The 16,792-nt window shown below is 43.5% G+C and carries 14 protein-coding genes; 13 read left to right on the top strand and 1 reads right to left on the bottom strand.

Going from position 1 to position 16,792, the window contains the following annotated elements; translation table 11 throughout:
• Positions 1–184: 184 nt before the first annotated feature.
• The 3 genes from BXO88_RS05410 (at position 185) to BXO88_RS05420 (ending at position 3,853) form a co-directional block, all read left to right on the top strand.
• Positions 185–904: a nitroreductase family protein gene (locus BXO88_RS05410; RefSeq protein ID WP_078036729.1), complete on the top strand. Its 720-nt coding sequence runs from the start codon at positions 185–187 to the stop codon at positions 902–904.
• 179 nt (positions 905–1,083) lie between these two features.
• On the top strand, positions 1,084–1,905 hold the full coding sequence (locus tag BXO88_RS05415; RefSeq protein ID WP_078036730.1) for a MerR family transcriptional regulator: 822 nt from the start codon (positions 1,084–1,086) through the stop codon (positions 1,903–1,905).
• 238 nt (positions 1,906–2,143) lie between these two features.
• A complete protein-coding gene (locus tag BXO88_RS05420; protein WP_078036803.1) occupies positions 2,144–3,853 on the top strand; it encodes an FAD-binding protein in 1,710 nt (569 codons plus the stop codon).
• A 254-nt stretch (positions 3,854–4,107) separates the two neighbouring features.
• On the opposite strand, the gene BXO88_RS05425 is transcribed toward BXO88_RS05420, so the two are convergent.
• Positions 4,108–5,238 (bottom strand): hypothetical protein, encoded by a 1,131-nt coding sequence (locus BXO88_RS05425; RefSeq protein WP_139355517.1) that lies wholly within the window; start codon positions 5,236–5,238, stop codon positions 4,108–4,110.
• 292 nt (positions 5,239–5,530) lie between these two features.
• On the opposite strand from BXO88_RS05425, the gene BXO88_RS05430 reads away from it, so the two are divergent.
• From BXO88_RS05430 to BXO88_RS05475, 10 genes are all read left to right on the top strand, one after another.
• Positions 5,531–6,259 (top strand): precorrin-8X methylmutase, encoded by a 729-nt coding sequence (locus tag BXO88_RS05430; protein ID WP_256363646.1) that lies wholly within the window; start codon positions 5,531–5,533, stop codon positions 6,257–6,259.
• Between the two features lie 59 nt (positions 6,260–6,318).
• Entirely contained in the window at positions 6,319–6,807 is a 489-nt protein-coding gene (locus BXO88_RS05435; protein WP_078036732.1) for a MarR family winged helix-turn-helix transcriptional regulator, read from the top strand.
• Between the two features lie 437 nt (positions 6,808–7,244).
• Positions 7,245–8,666: an APC family permease gene (locus BXO88_RS05440; protein ID WP_078036733.1), complete on the top strand. Its 1,422-nt coding sequence runs from the start codon at positions 7,245–7,247 to the stop codon at positions 8,664–8,666.
• 122 nt (positions 8,667–8,788) lie between these two features.
• On the top strand, positions 8,789–10,000 hold the full coding sequence (locus BXO88_RS05445; RefSeq protein WP_078036734.1) for a MalY/PatB family protein: 1,212 nt from the start codon (positions 8,789–8,791) through the stop codon (positions 9,998–10,000).
• 76 nt (positions 10,001–10,076) lie between these two features.
• Positions 10,077–10,625 carry a peroxiredoxin-like family protein gene (locus BXO88_RS05450; RefSeq protein ID WP_078036735.1) on the top strand — a complete coding sequence of 183 codons (549 nt, stop codon included), beginning with the start codon at positions 10,077–10,079 and terminating at the stop codon, positions 10,623–10,625.
• A 375-nt stretch (positions 10,626–11,000) separates the two neighbouring features.
• On the top strand, positions 11,001–11,336 hold the full coding sequence (locus BXO88_RS05455) for a hypothetical protein (RefSeq protein WP_078036736.1): 336 nt from the start codon (positions 11,001–11,003) through the stop codon (positions 11,334–11,336).
• A gap of 101 nt (positions 11,337–11,437) precedes the next feature.
• A complete protein-coding gene (locus BXO88_RS05460) occupies positions 11,438–13,105 on the top strand; it encodes a dicarboxylate/amino acid:cation symporter (RefSeq protein WP_168171629.1) in 1,668 nt (555 codons plus the stop codon).
• Positions 13,106–13,117: 12 nt separating this feature from the next.
• Positions 13,118–14,053 carry a carbohydrate ABC transporter permease gene (locus tag BXO88_RS05465; RefSeq protein WP_078036738.1) on the top strand — a complete coding sequence of 312 codons (936 nt, stop codon included), beginning with the start codon at positions 13,118–13,120 and terminating at the stop codon, positions 14,051–14,053.
• 163 nt (positions 14,054–14,216) lie between these two features.
• On the top strand, positions 14,217–15,767 hold the full coding sequence (locus tag BXO88_RS05470; RefSeq protein ID WP_078036739.1) for an ABC transporter substrate-binding protein: 1,551 nt from the start codon (positions 14,217–14,219) through the stop codon (positions 15,765–15,767).
• On the top strand, positions 15,754–16,773 hold the full coding sequence (locus BXO88_RS05475; RefSeq protein WP_078036740.1) for an ABC transporter permease: 1,020 nt from the start codon (positions 15,754–15,756) through the stop codon (positions 16,771–16,773). The genes BXO88_RS05470 and BXO88_RS05475 overlap by 14 nt, the downstream gene beginning before the upstream one ends.
• The last annotated feature ends 19 nt before the right edge of the window (positions 16,774–16,792 follow it).

Below are 16,792 nucleotides of genomic sequence, written 5' to 3' on the forward strand. Positions count from 1 at the left end.
CTTGAAAAATAGTTTTGATAGTAAATGAAAAGAAAAAATGTGGTATCATTGGATATAGATTTTACATATATCAAGGGATTGTGCTGAGTAGTATGAAACGAGTATTTAATTGAGTCTGGGGAACTCAATTAAGAAGGGATGAAGTTATGGCAGAATAGATAGCTTCATCAGTGAGGAGGAGAATATGCTCAAAAGAAAGTGTCTGGTTCTGGGGATGTCGTTAATGTTGGCTTCAGCTCTGTATGGGTGTGAACAGGTTGATGTGCCGACCATTTCGTCTGTACAGTCTGCTCAGTCTGTTTCAAGTGATGCTGCGGCAGTGATCGGTGATATACCGACTGTGCAGAGCTTTTCGGAGGAAGCTGTCAGCAGTGATGACATTAGCAGGATTGTTACTGCGGGAATAAATGCTCCAAGCGCTATGAATAAGCAGCCATGGCATTTTACAGTTGTTACGAATAAAGAGGTTCTTCAACAGATTGCATCGGACATGAGTGCAGGAAGACCTGCCGGTGCTCCTGCGGGAAAACCGGATGACGGGGATAAAAAAGATAAAGCTCCGGCACCGGCTCCAACAGGTACAGGACCAAAGGCGGGCATAGCGGATGCGCCGGTGGCTATCGTGATTTCCTGCAAGGAAGGTTCGGAATTTGATGCAGGACTTGCCTGCGAATCCATGTCTGATATGGCAAATGTCATGGGATATGGAACGAAGATAGTTTCTTCACCTACCATCGTCCTGAACGGTGAGAAGAAGGATGAGTATAAGTCTATTCTTAACATTCCCGATGACCAGTCAGCGGTTGCAGTTCTTATGGTGGGTCATCCGGCGGATTCAATAGATACTTCTTCCGGAGCGACAGAAAGAAATACATATGATGATGTGGTGAGCTTAGTAGATTGATATCGCCTTTTGATATATACGTCATATTATTTAAACAGTGACCTGACACAGCCTTTTTGGATATGCATATTCAAAGAGACTGTGTTATTTAATGATTTGACATGGATATTCAGTATATCGAACGCGTATATAAACTATAGTGTTTCTACAAAGATGTTATAAAGATACCGGAGACTATCATGGAATTCAAAATCGGAACAATAGCAAAAATGACGGGGCTGTCTCCAAGCGGTATACGTTTTTTGGAGGAGCAGGGTGTGCTTTCGCCCTCGGGAGGCAGAAAAGGCAGATACAGGTCGTACAGCATGTCAGACGTATCGACTATTTTAGATTACAGGAATTACAGGAAAAGCGGGCTGACGCAGGAGGAGATACTGAGTCTTCTGCATAGTGAGGATGAAGTTGGGATACTGGACCAGCGTTGTGATGAGCTGGAAGGAGAGATACATGAAAGCATGAGACTTCTTCATTTCCTTAGGCACAGAAGTCATGATGCACTTGATATCAGGAGGGCGGAGAGTTTCTGTGAACTGACCGTGAGGCCGGCTATCATCTGGATGCCTCTGGAAGTCAGAGACGGGAAGCCCTCCAGCTGGCCGGAAAATTCAGTATTTGAGATTCCCTATGCTGATTCAGTACTCAGATTCTCAGCACAGGAGTATATGGAAAATGCGGAGGGACCGGTCCCGGAGCTTGGTGTGGGAATGTTTGAATCGGATATTTTGAATATGAGCTTTTTTGAAGGAAGTAGTGTAAGAAAATATGCCGAGGGTCCGGCTATTCACTGCATCGTTGAGATAAATGAAGATTTCACCATCACTAAGGAGAGTCTCAGCAGAAGCCGAAGACTCCTGCATGAACTGATGGATAAGGAGGGACTTGTGATTTCGGAGGACGAGCCGGTCATTTCAAAAAGGATACTGACCTCAAGAAAGAACGGAAAGAATAGCAGATACGATCATTTGTGGGTCAATGTTAAAAAAGTATCAGATCATGATTGACTCTTCAGTAACTGTAGACTTTAGAATAAAGGTAAACATTAATTGTCAAAAGCCATATAACACGATATCGACATGAGTTGAAACAAAGTGATGGTAAAGAAATATAAAAATAATCAGCATTGATTAAGACCATCCGCGGTAATTCGAAAAATGCAGACAGTAAAACATGCTGCAATAAATGGAGAATAAGCCTGAAGGTAACCGTGAGATATGTGGCAGCTGAAAAGGAGTATGTATCATGAAAGAGATCAGTCGTCGTTCATTTCTAAAGGGAGGTCTCGCTGCGGTGGCAGCTATGGGAGTGACAGTTGCCTGCGGACCTCAGGTACCTCCGGCGGAGAGCCATCCGGAAGGAGAGAAGGAAAAGGAAACAAAAGGTGCTTCGGCAGAAACATTGGCACCTGATAAAGCAGCGGAGGGAAAGCCTGTAGAGTTTGAAACACTTCTTTATGATGAGGCTGAGGCTTCAAAGGAAGAGGAGACAGATGTAGTTGTAGTCGGTATCGGTGTTGCGGGAACCACTGCGGCAGCAGGCGCAGCAGATAAGGGCTGTAAGGTCATAGCCCTTGACCGTGCTTCCGGCTTTGCGGGCACCAACAATGTCAATACCACAGGCGCATGGCACATTGAGTCCAGCGAGCAGCTTAAGTACGACGGATACCTCACGAAGCAGGAGGCCTTTGAGCATATCATGGCTGGCACCAACTATCAGTGCAATGCCCGTCTCGTGAGAAATATGCTGGAGGTCAGCGGACGCGCCATCGATATAGTCATTAACAGCGGAATGCCTATGATATATCCGTTTGCCATGGGGGCTACAGACTGGCTGAGCCGCGGCGGACATGTATATATGGTTGAAGGTCTTGAGCGTGTTCCATACCTTGAGAAGATCTTTGAGGTGAGACCGGACGTTGAGCTTCGCTGGAATACTCAGGTCACCAACCTTCTGAGGGAGGACGATGCCATCGTAGGTGTGCTCACCGAAGACAAGGATGGAAATACCGTGAAGATCCGTGCAAAGAGCGTTATCGTATGTACCGGCGGTTTCCTTCAGAACAAGGAGATGGTTGCCAGATATTATGGCGGTGCCGAGCTGGTTCCTCAGGACAGCATTTACAATGACGGCGAAGGCATTCAGCTGCTTCAGAATGCGGGCGCCCAAATGGGCAAGAATTTCTCCATTTCCATGAATGAGATGGGTGCGGCGAACTTCAAGGCGACTCCGACCTTCTCATGGGCACCGGGCCGCGGAACGAATGCCACCTTCTATTTCCCGAATTTCGGACTGATGCTTGTGAACAGGGCAGGTGACCGTTTCATGGATGAGCGTCGTATGTGTGAGGCCACCATGTACAGCGGCGAGCAGGCCCTTCGCGAGAGCACCTATTACACCATCGTCGATCAGGCATTTATGGACAGGATAAGCACTACACCGGTCATCGATTTCCTCGGTGAAGGAGCAAAGGCCAACATGGGAATGGCTCTCCTTGCGGGCTTTGAGGGTGTTGTTCTTGACAATATCTATGACGATTTTGAAGAGGCTGTATCCCAGAACTGGGCTTACAAGGCAGATACCATTGAGGAGCTGGCTGAGCATTTCAACATGCCGAACCTCGTTAAGACTGTGGAGACTTACAATGCAGCCTGCGATAGCGGTGTGGATGACCAGATGTACACTCCGAAGGAGTACCTCATTCCGGTGAAGACAGGTCCTTTCTACATGATAGAGTACAATGTCGGTGCATGGCTGACTCTCGGCGGAATCAAGACTGATGGAAACCTTGCGGCTCTGACTTCCGACGGAAAGACTATTCCGAACCTTTATGTGTGCGGAGCTGATGCAGACCTTTGGAGCACACCTTACTATCAGGGCGGTTCAGGCCTCGGATTCTGCTATGCTTCAGGTCTTCTTGCAGGTGAGAGCGCAGCAGCAAATGCCGGTAAATAAATATAGGATTTAACAAGTTTAAACATATACAGCATGATCGATAAATCTTTTTGATTTTTGGGAATAGTAAACTAACACATCCTTTTTGGATATTCGTTCAAAGAGGATGTGTTAGTTAAGATGTGGTCATAACATCGGTGACAAAAGGGAATCTGATGAGGAGGTTAATAAAAAGATGGTACTGTACTTGAGTTAACAGCGCCACCTTTCCTAATAAATCCATAATGATTATCCTAAAATTGTATTTTATAGCTTTATTTCTGATTCTTGATATATTCTTCCAGTTCTTTAGTGAAATCTTCTTCAGATTCACCGGCTCTTCTGGCAGCATCTGCTACATCAATTACTTTATCAACAACCAAAGAAAACAGTAAGGATTTTGTTCCTTCAAGTCTGCCTTCCTCACGGCCCTTTCTCAGCCATCTGTCTTCCTGAAGTTCAATTACATGACTCATAAGTCCTGCCATCCTTTCCTTTAAATCTTTATTCAGCCTGCTTGCTATATGATTAAGTATCAAATTCGATAACTCTGCGAGTCTTCTTGTATTATCCTCTGAGATAAATCCGTCATCACAGGCTTTGACTAACCGATTAACGAATTCACGTAGTTCTGAATATATCTTAGCATATTCAGGGTCTTCCGAATCTGATATTTTTCTTAAACGGTTTTCGAATCTGATGAGATAGTAGGGTATCAGGAAAAACAATCCTCCATCATATATATCATCAGCTGAGTATGCCTGCACATTCAGAACCGGAACAGGCATGACTATTTCCTGATCTGAAAACCGGTATCTTATCTTCATTTCGGAAGATTTTTCTGAATCGATAGTACCTCTAAGCTTTATGAGTCCAGAATTTGGAAGGTTTATTCGTATAGAATCACCATCTTTCTTAGCACCATCAAGAGCTATCCGGACATTATATTCTGCCAGCCTGAACAGGATGCTTCCGTCTTCTGTGGATTGACATTCCACATGGTAGTATCCGCCTGCAATCTTATAACAGCTGTCTGAAAAACGCTTTGAAATCTTTTTTTGTTCATCATCCATGAGAAAACGTTCATTGGCAAGTCTTTCGATTTCTTCCATATCTACCAGAGTTGCTTTGACATGAAACATCCTCTCTATGACAGGTACAAGTAGTTGTCCCATCTTTTCTATTTGAAGCTTGAATACATCATCGAATGGCGTGTTAGACAAGTCTTCTAAATTACTCTCATCGTAGGGCATGGTTAAGTTATTGGCCTCCTTATCTTCATAGTTTAAATAATCGATTTTTGGGGAACAGAAGTGAATGAATTTTATAGAATATCTATAGGGAGGAGAAGAAATCAGTAATTGCGGGCATGATAAAGTATCATTCAGACTGTTTAACAGTCCCAATTCTAAAAGTATCGTTTTATCTTATCCGGAAATTTCTCAATCACAGAACGTGTTAAGAATTATGAATCTGAATCTTTTGAATGATTATGAAATTAATTATATCAAAATTCAATCAGATTGCATATGGTCTAAATTCCGACTATATGCAATGAGGGATAATTTATGATGCACAGGTGATCGTAGATCAGTGTTATCTGAGAGACTTATTCTTGAAAAATAGTTTCTATAGTAAATGAAAAGAAAAAATATGCTAAGATTGAATTTATGAAGGTATATATCAGGGGAGAGCAGCGTGGAGAATATAAGGTTTGAACATATAGAGCCAAAGGATATAGAGAGAAGAAGCATGGAGATCATCAGGGAGGAGCTGGCTCGAAGAGGAGTTAAGCTTCCGGCTGTAGAAGCCCCGGTGATAGAGCGATGCATACATACATCGGCAGATTTCGATTATTATGAGAATCTTGTTTTTACAAGACATGCTGTGGAAAGAATGAGAGCTGCCCTTTCAGCAGGAGCCACAGTGGTGACGGATACTGAGATGGCGAAATCGGGAATAAGCAAGGTTACGATGGCGAAATATGATTGTAAGCTAAGATGCTTCATGTCGGATCCTGAAGTGGCGGAAGAAGCCAGAAAGAGAGGAGTCACCCGGGCTACTGTAAGCATGGAACAGGCTGCGAGACTTGCAAAGCACCTTCCGAAGATCAAATTTGACTCTTATCAGGATTCAGAAGCCGGAAAGGTGGTGCCTGCTTCCTCCAGCATTATCTTCGCCATCGGAAATGCCCCCACAGCTCTCATTGAGCTGGAGAGACTTATCCGCGAGGAGAATCTGAGACCTGCGGGAATCATTGCGGTTCCCGTTGGATTTGTAAATGTGGTAGAGGCGAAGGAACTCATATGGGAGCTCAGGAATGAAAAGGAATACGGAGATATTCCGCTGATAGTCGCGAGGGGGCGAAAGGGCGGTTCCAATATCGCAGCAGCCATAGTAAATGCGCTGCTTTACGGAATAGAATAATGATGTAATTGTTGTATAATGAATTAAAAAATATCATTGATCACTGGGGATTATGAATTATGGAAAGAGCGGAGCTGCTGTCAAACATATGGGAAGAACAGAATAATGCTTATGATTATATGTATGAATATGACTCTATGACTCATTATTACGGTGATGTCGTGCTGTATCAGGCAGAGGCGTATATAGTAAGTTCTATCGGAGCAAGCCCCGGAATTACTCTTACAGAAATTGCAGAGAAGCTTGATAAGACCACAAGCGCCTGCAGTCAGATAGTAAAAAAACTTGTAAAAAAGAGACTCGTTGAACAGGTCAGGAATAAAAACAATAAAAGAGTCTATAATCTGAGACTTACACCTGCCGGAGAAGAGTTATACAAAAATCATAAAAGGGTCAATGATGACTGTCAGATGATAACATTCAAAAAACTCGATGAATTTACGGATGAGGAATTAATGATATCCATAAAGGTTCAGAGGGCACTAAATGAGGTATATAAGGAAGACGTTAAGAGAAGTAAAGAGCAGAATGGAAAATCTTCATTGTAGAGCTTCCGGTTTACGCAGGGATAACCAAATGGAATGTTTATACATGTTAAGTGTTGTTGACTTTTATTGCCCGATGTAACTATAATCCCTTTCAAGAGGCAAAGTTGTCCGGTTTCCGGATGACTTTGCCTCTTTTTCGTACAGCAGAGAGTGATGCCATTGAGGATTGTTTTTCTGAAACAGGTACCATGGCAGTTTCAGTTATCTATCAAAGAATGACCTTTCTGCTCATTGTGTAAAGCGCCTATATTTCTGGCTAAAAGTTGGCTAAATTGCCAAAAATTGTTAAGCTGCTTAACTATTATCGACACATGGCATTCCCGGGATTATAATCATGTTAAATAGTTAAGCACCTTAACAATGAGCGTGAACATTCAGGTGCTTCAAATTTGACCGGTTAAAAAGTAAAGAAAACAGAATAAAGAGAGGTGGAGGTTATGAGTGAAAGCAGTAGTAACAAATTGGGTCTGTTCAATATCTTCAGTCTTGGTGTGGGCGGAGCTATAGGTTCAGGTATCTTTGTAATGATGGGATTCGGAATTGCTCATACAGGGCGTTCCATAGTACTGGCTGTATCCATAGGCTGTATATATATGCTTCTTGCGTATTTATTTCAGCCTTTGATGGCGTCTATGTTCGTACTGCCCGGCGGTGACTACGATATGAAATGTATGCTTTTAGGACCAACGATGTCGGGATTTGCTGCAATATATACTGTAGTTCAGAGTCTCGGAATGGGTTCATATGGTCTTGCATTTGCAAATTATTTTGTTTCAGTATTTAAAGGGCTGGCGCCATATCAGCTATGGATAGCGGTAATGCTTATAGTTCTGTTTTTTGCCCTTTCTACAAGAGGAACGAAAGCCCTTGCAACCATTACGACCATAATAACTATCATATTGCTGGCATCTATCTGCCTGTTCGTAGTTGTGGGAATTCCAAATGTTAAGCCCGGTTTTTGGTCTAACTCCGATGGACTTTTCTTTTCAAACGGTTTCACAGGATTTATCAGTGCCATTGCCATGATGTCATTTGCCTGCCAGGGAACTACCATGGCTCCGATATCTGTAATGCCCGTAACTAAAAATGCAAGACATACCATTCCCTTCGGAATCATTCTCATCACTATTACAGTAGGTATCGTTTATGCTCTTATGGGAATCGTTGCAGCAGGAGTATTACCGGTTGAAAAGGTTATGGGACAGAACCTGTCACTTGTTGCGGCAGAGATATTTAACCCGACATTATTTGCCATATTTATTTTAGGAGCTGCGTGTTGTGCCATCCTTTCGTCACTGGCTTCCGGAATGACTATGCTCAGATATCCTCTGGTTGCCGTTGCTGAAGATGGATGGCTTCCTGCAGTATTTAAGAAAACTGATAAAAACGGATATCCATATGTGGTCATGCTGTTATTCCTGGTATTTTCTATCGCTCCGCTTTTTATGGGGCTTTCGATTGATTCCATGATCTCACTGACCATGATTCCGGCCATGCTTCAGAATGCATACATGAACATTTGCCTCATCAAGCTTGTCAAAAAATATCCCAGACAGTGGAACAATGCTGCATGGCATATGCCGATGCCGGTATTCAGAGTTGTATGTGGACTGAGTTCAGTGTGTGCACTTGCGGTTGCCTATTATCTTTTCAAGAGTCTTGATACAAAGTCTATGATCATTTGTGTGGTTTTGCTGGCGGTTATGATAGGATTAGCAAAGATAAGACTTATGACAGGGGCTGTAAGTGCTGAGAAACTTATGGAAAAGCGCGAACAGATAGCCCGGGCTGCGATCGAAGCAACTGAAGCTTCTGAGACGGTCAGGACCGAGGGACAGCTTAGCAGCAGTTTAGTGTAAAAAAGCCGTTTTTAAACTATCCATTCCGTAAGGTGAGAACAGACGGAATGGATAGTATTATGAAGAAGCGGTTAATATAACTTAATCATGCTGTCAAAAATGGCAGCGGAATGGAGATTTATATGAAATACGATTTTGTTTCCATAATGGACAGAAAAGGAAAAGATGCCATTGCGGTTGACGGTCTGGGAACTATTCCCGGATTTGCTCCGGAATTGCCAAAGGATGGATTTGATATCATACCTATGTGGGTGGCTGATATGAATTTTCCTACAGTTCCTACCATTTCTGAGGCTATCATCGAAAGAGCCAAGCATCCGGCGTTTGGTTATTTTGCTCCCACAGACGAGTATTTTGATTCCATCATCAAGTGGCATGAAATAAGAAACGATGTAAAAGGTCTCACAAGGGAAGCAATCGGCTATGAAAACGGAGTACTTGGCGGAGTTGTAAGTGCCATGAATGTTTTCTGTTCCAAGGGAGACAATGTCTTAGTCAACAGTCCGACTTATATCGGATTCACCATGTGCCTTGAGAACAACGGCTATAATATCGTTCACAGTCCTCTGGAGATCGATGATGAGGGTATATGGAGAATGAACTTTTCCGATATGGAGAAAAAGATAGTTGATAATAAAATCCATACCGCAATATTCTGTTCACCTCATAACCCATGCGGACGTGTATGGGAGAAGTGGGAGATTGAAAAGGCTATGGAGTTATTCAGGAAGCATGATGTCTTTGTCATATCCGATGAGATATGGTCAGACATCATCCTGAACGGTCATAAACATATCCCGACTCAGTCTGTTTCTGAGGATGCAAAGATGCGTACAGTAGCACTCTATGCTCCGTCTAAGACCTTTAACCTTGCAGGTCTTGTGGGAAGCTACCACATCATCTACAACAAGTGGATAAGAGAGAGGGTTGAAAAAGAGTCATCACTGGCACATTACAATGATATGAATGTTTTATCCATGCATGCCCTTATAGGTGCTTACAAGCCTGAAGGATATGAGTGGGCCGATGAGTTAAAGGCTGTACTAAGTGAAAATGTGAACTATGCCAGTGACTATATATCTGAGCACTTTGAAGGACTCAGGGTGTGCAAGCCTCAGGGAACCTATATGCTTTTTGTGGACTGCAGCAAGTGGTGCGAGGCCCATGGAAAAACCATCGAAGACATCGAGCATGCGGCATGGGATGTGGGAGTTGCGATTCAGGATGGAAGGATGTTCCACGGAAACTGTCACCTTAGAATGAATCTGGCCCTTCCTTTGTCCAGAGTAAAGGAAGCCTTTGAACGATTGGATAAGTATGTTTTTAATGCTTAGATAATAGCTTTTAAGCTGTGTTCTATGTGTGGATGAAAAAAGCAGAAAATATTTTATGTGTGGGAGTGAACATATCATGGCTAAATTGAATGTGGGAGATACTATGCCGGATTTTCAATTCCAGACTCCTTTTTCAACAGACAGACAGTGGTATTCGGAGCTGGAAAAAAATGATGGAAAAACGGCTATTATATTTTTGAGATACTATGGATGCACGCTGTGCCAGCTTGATATCAGGACTTATGCCAAAGAATTTTCTGATATCACAGAAGGTGGCGGCAGATTCTATGTTGTATTGCAATCCGATCCTCAAAAGATCGCAAAAGATATGGAGGAAAAACAGCTTCCCTTCGAAATCATATGTGACCCGGAAATGAAGCTGTACAGGGAGTTCGAGATTCCCTGTGCTGAATCCATGAAAGCGATGGCAGATGCCAAAACCATGTTAAAGGTCGGGAAAGCTACCATGGCGGGTTTGAAACACGGAGATTACGAAGGAGAAGAACTGCAGCTTCCTGCAACATTTGTTATGGATTCAGAAGGAAAGATAAGCTATTCACATTATGGGAAATCCGCGGGTGATGTACCTGCGCCGAAGGAATTGAAAGAGCTTATAGCTTCATGATGGAAACTAAGTGAAAGTCAGTTCAGAAATCAGATATCCTATACAATGATTGTATAAAAGACCTTCTGGATATATATTCTGAAATAAGATGTGAAAACAGCATTGTACCTGTTAATATTACAGGGATAATGCTGTTTTTGTTTGCCGTATAGGCAAGTGTTTATTCGCCAAAAGATTGATACTTACAGGCAAAAATATTAGTACAACCAACATAATAAAAATTTTATAATTCGCCGGATATAATCGACAATCAAACAGCCGAAAATAAATGTACAGGTATGTTCATTTTTGAAGGCTTGGGAGCAAGACCTATGAATAGGCCTTGCTCTTTTTTTCTACTCGATTCTTTTCACAGTACAACCGGCGGAGGTTTTGATGATATCTGAAAGAGTTAAAGAGTCATTGCGAAACAGATCCAATATAATGGCGATCATGCTGTGCATTTTGGGAGTCATGCTTAACCTGTCGCTGAACTATCTGGTAACTGTCTTTAAGCTGCCGTTGTATCTCGATACTGTGGGGACTGTGGCGATTGCAGGAATGGGTGGGTATCTTCCCGGGGTCCTGGTTGGATTCTGTACCAATATCATTAAGACAGAAAATCTCGGTATAAGCATTGAAAGCACCACAACCATAAAAGAAGAAACCGAGAAGGTATATGCAGCCCTTACCGGAGACAGGATCGCTCTTACAGATATAAGACTCGAATGATTTTTATAATAAATTAATAATTCTAAAAATTTGCCGATATAACTACTTAAGGGATAGGTATGGGTGTCAACCATAAATATATAGTAGCAGAAGGGCAATTTATGATAGTAAAAAAACAATTTAGCGCAGATATAAAAAGTATCGATGAGCTGACACTGTTTATAAACGATAAGCTTGACGAGTGCGGAACAGAGAGAAGAAACAGAGGTAAGGCCGTTCTTGCGGTGGAAGAGGCTGCAGACAGTCTCATCAGCCACAGGAAGAAGGATGGAGATGCCGGGGAGATAACCGTAGTATTTAAAGCGGAATTCGGTAATGTCAACATAGAGCTTATAGCGGCCGGTGAGGAATATTCTCTTGTAGACAATATGGCATCGACATCCCTTTTGGAGGATGTGGATAATGAAGACGACATTCAGGTGGCTTTAAGAAATATCATCCTTAAATCCATGACGGATGATATAAGGTACACACATATGAATGGCGTCAATTATATAAAGATGACTGTGGTACGGTCACCGAGGACATTTCTGTACAGGACTCTTGGAGCCATGGTCCTTGCCATAGTTTTCGGAATATTGTTTTCGTCCTTAGTTCCGGATGAGATCAACAAAACATTGAACAGCATGCTTCTTATCCCCATCAAGACCATGTACATGAATTCGCTGAAGATGATCGTTGCTCCGGTGGTCTTCTTTTCTATCATTACCTGTATCGTACAGTTCTCGGATCTTTCCGCTCTGGGACGAATAGGGGGAAAGATCATAGTGATGTATCTTTTCACAACATTTGTGGCAGTGGCAGTGGGTATCGGTATTTTCTTTCTTATACAACCCGGTAACTCAGATCTGGCCGAGTCTCTGGTTGCAGATGCTTCCTCAATAACATCAAAAACCATGGATGTTTCCATAAAGGATACTATAATTGGAATCGTGCCGTCCGATATCATTAATCCTTTTCTGAAATCGGATATGCTTCAGCTTATATTCATGGCTGTGATGTGTGGTATCGCAACAGGCTATCTCGGCAAGTATTCAGATATACTGAGGGTGTTTTTCAGCGCCTGCAATGACCTGTTCCTGAAGGTCACAAAAATGATCGTCAAGCTTATGCCTGTAGCTGTCTTTTGTTCCATCATGTCTATGATTTTGACTATGGGTGTGGGAACCATGGTGTCGGTTCTTGGAATGATGGGGACATTTATAATGGGACTCATTATCATGATGGCATTTTACTGCATCCTCATGGTGGTGATGGGGAGGATCAACCCCGTGTACTTTTTAAAGAAATATGCGCCCTCTATGCTTCAGGTTTTCTCCATGGCCTCATCCAATGCCGCCATCCCTATAAACATGGAAGCATGTGAGAAAAAGTTAGGAATCAGCAAGAGGATTTTTTCATTATCCATTCCTCTTGGTGCAACTCTCAATATGGATGGAACATGTGTCCATCTGGCTGTATTTGCATTGGCTCTTGCCAGGATCTATGGCGTTACTGTTACAGAGGGAGCCATGCTTTCCATGATCATATCCATCGTGGTTCTTTCCATGGGAGCACCGGGCATCCCGGGTTCAGGACTTATCTGTCTTTCGGTTCTTTTGTCACAGATGAACGTACCGGTTGAAGCTATAGGTCTTGTGATGGGTATAGATTCCCTTTGCGGAATGTTCAGAGCCATGAGCAACTGTCTCGGAGATGTGGCGGTATCCACGATCGTAGCCAAAAGCGAGGGAGAGCTGGATATGGAGATATATAAGAGCAGAGACTAGAGGTGATCTGTAATGAGTGACAATAATCCTAAGGGCCGTGACATATATATTATTCCACAGAAAAGTGCCTATTCAGGGACAGTGAATATATTCATGAGCGCGTTTTTTTTACTGATTGCTCTTTTGATATTCCTTCCCATACTGCTGGTCATCATCATTTCTTTTTCTTCTGAAGAGAGTGTGACGGAGCTTGGATACAGCTTTTTTCCAAAAAGCTTCTCGTTCTCCGCTTACCGCTATCTATTTAACTCCGGAGAATATCTCCTCAGATCTTTTTTTAATTCTGTTCTTATAACCCTGTCAGGTACCCTGGCAGGGCTTCTCGTCATGTGCCCGATTGCCTATGCGGTATCCAGGAAGGAGTTCGGATTCAGGAGACGTATACTTCTGTTTCTTATGATACCTATGATGTTTTCCGGAGGGCTGGTTTCTTCTTATATGGTAAACACCCAGATATTCCATCTGAAAAATTCATATCTTGCGCTGATACTGCCGGGACTCTGCTCCACATGGTACATCATGATCCTGAGAAATTATTTTCATATTTCTATCCCGGATTCACTGATAGAAGCTGCGGAGCTGGACGGCTGTGACCCGTTTCAGACCTTCAGACTTATCGTGCTTCCCATTTCAAAGCCTGTAATAGTGACTGTATCTGTATTTCAGGTCTTTTCCTACTGGAGCAGCTGGTATCCGTCGCTTCTTTATCTGGACAGCAACCACACGGAGCTTTATCCGCTGCAGTATGTGCTGGTGAATATGGACAGAAGCATTGAACGACTCTCCAGAGACGCTCAGTATATTTCAGGTGCCGGTGTCTACACCCCTCCGGCTGTGACGGTGCGTATGGTCATGGTGGTCATAGTTATACTGCCTGTAATGATCCTGCTTCCGTTTTTTCATAAATTCCTGAAGAACGGAATGACGATTGGGGCCATCAAGGGATAAGGAAATTCCTGATCAGATGGAGACATGGGGATCAGTGCAGCTATGAGATTAGGGCGGCCATAATCCGGATATGAGGGAGGACCTTCCATGGAGGGCTCATGATACAAAAGGCCGGATTTCTTTTTTAGTTATGAAGCCGGCTGTGATTGAGGAGAGGGATTGAATGTTTTCAGGAGATAGAGGACATTTATGTATGAATGAAGGACTGTTTCAGAAGATTGCGGGAGGGTTTTTCGTTGTCATTATTCCGGTGGTTTGTTTGCTGCTTTCGGGATGCGTACAGAAGGAGAACCACGATGGAGTCATTAAACTGAGAGTTGTGACCTATCAGGGAGGAGATATTCCTCTCGATATCAAAGAGGTGGTGGAAGCTGCCAATGCTGTATCCCGGGAAAAGATCGGAGTGATTTTGGATCTCGAATTCCAGCCAAATGACAAGATAAATCTCATGATGGCAGCAGGAGAGTATTATGACATGGTGTTCACCTCGTCATGGGTCAACAACTTCGATAAAAATGCTTCCGCGGGACTGTATTATGATATCACGGAGCTCGTAAAGAAGGAGACTCCGAAGCTTTATGAGTACGTTGATCCCTATTGGGAATGTGCCGAGCTTAACGGCAGGATCTATGGCGTACCGCTGCTTAAGGATATGGGAGCGGAGGAGATGTTCCGTCTCAATGCTGACTACTTTGAAGGAAAGAAGGGTATGGTGATTCCTGAGAGAATGAAACTCGAAGACATTGAACCCTTCCTTGCAGCATATAAAAAGGATCATCCCGATAAGTTTCCTCTTGATATGACTAAATCGGGACCTGCGGGTTATCTCAATTTTCTTGAGCGCATAGTGAACCCTATCATAGTCCTACCCTTCGGAGAGGGACAGGAAGGTGATGATGTGGTTCCGTTTTATGAGTGTGAGGAGCTGGTGAACAGATTCAGGCTTTTCCATAAATGGTATAAGGCCGGATACATACACCCGGATGCAGCCACTATCGATTCCACGGCCAATGACAAGACTATTCCGGTGCGCTTCGGAGTTGCATGGAAGGGCTATCAGGGTTATTCAAATCCTTTGGAGTGGGGGTTCAATGTGAAGACCTCCATCTATGACGGTCCCTTCCTGTCACGTTCCAGCGGACAGGGAGCTCTGTTCGGGATATGCGCAGCCTGTGATGAGGAGCATGCGGCAGCATGTCTTAAGTATATCGAGCTTATCAGTACGGACAGGAGATTCAGGGATATCCTTGCCTATGGTATAGAGGGTAAGCATTTTGAGTATCTCGATAACGGAACTGTTCTCAGGACTCAGACCGGGCGTGACAGATATAATCTGATGCTTTTTCAGACAGGTCCATCCGCTTCTGCATCTGTTGAATCTGTCAGCAGAACATTTCTGGCGGATCCTGATCAGTGGAAGGATGTATTTGAGGAATACGAAACCGATGGCATACACAGCGCCATAAACGGTTTCGCCTATGATCAGACAGGAAAAGAGGACATCATAGCAGCGCTGCTCGCCATTTACAGTGATTATGGAGCAGAGCTAAGGACCGGAACCAGTGATCCTGATGTAGTGATCCCTGAGATAAAGAGACGAATGGAGGCAGCAGGGATGAAGGAGCTTCTACAGGATATAAGGTCTCAGCTTTCAGAGTGGAACAGAAGTAAGGTGAAGACTAAAGAGAAGGGAACAAGTGATGACGGAAACTGAGAAAAAATCATCTATAAGTGGTGCAGAAATCACAACCGTTACAAGCGAGACAGTGCAGGTAAAGTCTGAGACCGGATTTTCCACATATACCGGGAAAAGAAACAGGGTGTTTATGCTGATGTCTCTCCCTGCCATGCTGTGGTATATCGGTTTTTGTTATCTGCCCATGTTCGGTATATTCTTTGCATTTAAGCGGTTTACACCGAAACCGGGAGAGTTCCTTCTCAAGAATCTCTTCATAAACAGTCCATGGGTTGGGCTTGAGAATTTTAACTTTTTGCTCCGGTCATCGGATATGCCGGGGATCATATGGAACACACTGATCTATAACTTTTTCTTTATAATTCTGGGGATAGGAATACCGGTTTTTCTTGCGATCTTTCTTACAGAGATACACAGTGTGAAGTTTAAAGGCTTCATACAGACGGTTATGATCCTTCCGTATTTCCTTTCATGGGTCATTGTGGGATACCTGGTGTATGCGTTTCTCGCGACCAATGAAGGGCAGGTCAACCATTTCCTCAGGATGTTCGGAATGGAGGGGATACAGTGGTATCAGTCTCCGGGATACTGGAGAGTGATACTTATCATAACCGAGTTATGGAAGTCGGCGGGTTATGCCATGATCATATATCTTTGTGCCATAACTGCCATTGACCGTTCTTTGTATGAAGGAGCAGTGCTGGATGGAGCGACATTCCTGCAGAGGGTGTGGTATATAACGTTGCCGCATCTTCGCCCGACCATCTGTACCATATTCATACTACGCATCGGAACCATACTTAATTCGGATTTCGGACTGTTCTATCAGGTTCCGCTGGATTCAGGGTCTCTGCAGAGCGTGACGCAGACTCTTGACGTGTATGTATATAAGGCGCTGATGCAGCAGGCGAATTTCAGTTTCTCAGCCGCCGCGTCATTTCTCCAGAGCATAGTGGGCTTTGTACTTTTGATGGTGACGAACCGGATCATAAAAGCCATAGACAGCGACAGCAGTCTGTTTTGACGCGGGTGGTAGGCTTTTG

The organism is Oribacterium sp. C9, from assembly GCF_002007235.1.
GTDB lineage: Bacteria > Bacillota > Clostridia > Lachnospirales > Lachnospiraceae > Oribacterium.

What these genes read in the sequence shown, in the direction of transcription:
- BXO88_RS05475 (WP_078036740.1), top strand. Translation starts at nt 15,754, where the DNA reads ATGACGGAAACTGAGAAAAAATCATCTATAAGTGGTGCAGAAATCACA.
- BXO88_RS05415 (WP_078036730.1), top strand. Translation starts at nt 1,084, where the DNA reads ATGGAATTCAAAATCGGAACAATAGCAAAAATGACGGGGCTGTCTCCA.
- BXO88_RS05420 (WP_078036803.1), top strand. Translation starts at nt 2,144, where the DNA reads ATGAAAGAGATCAGTCGTCGTTCATTTCTAAAGGGAGGTCTCGCTGCG.
- BXO88_RS05465 (WP_078036738.1), top strand. Translation starts at nt 13,118, where the DNA reads ATGAGTGACAATAATCCTAAGGGCCGTGACATATATATTATTCCACAG.
- BXO88_RS05445 (WP_078036734.1), top strand. Translation starts at nt 8,789, where the DNA reads ATGAAATACGATTTTGTTTCCATAATGGACAGAAAAGGAAAAGATGCC.
- BXO88_RS05410 (WP_078036729.1), top strand. Translation starts at nt 185, where the DNA reads ATGCTCAAAAGAAAGTGTCTGGTTCTGGGGATGTCGTTAATGTTGGCT.
- BXO88_RS05450 (WP_078036735.1), top strand. Translation starts at nt 10,077, where the DNA reads ATGGCTAAATTGAATGTGGGAGATACTATGCCGGATTTTCAATTCCAG.
- BXO88_RS05455 (WP_078036736.1), top strand. Translation starts at nt 11,001, where the DNA reads ATGATATCTGAAAGAGTTAAAGAGTCATTGCGAAACAGATCCAATATA.
- BXO88_RS05435 (WP_078036732.1), top strand. Translation starts at nt 6,319, where the DNA reads ATGGAAAGAGCGGAGCTGCTGTCAAACATATGGGAAGAACAGAATAAT.
- BXO88_RS05470 (WP_078036739.1), top strand. Translation starts at nt 14,217, where the DNA reads ATGTTTTCAGGAGATAGAGGACATTTATGTATGAATGAAGGACTGTTT.
- BXO88_RS05460 (WP_168171629.1), top strand. Translation starts at nt 11,438, where the DNA reads ATGATAGTAAAAAAACAATTTAGCGCAGATATAAAAAGTATCGATGAG.
- BXO88_RS05440 (WP_078036733.1), top strand. Translation starts at nt 7,245, where the DNA reads ATGAGTGAAAGCAGTAGTAACAAATTGGGTCTGTTCAATATCTTCAGT.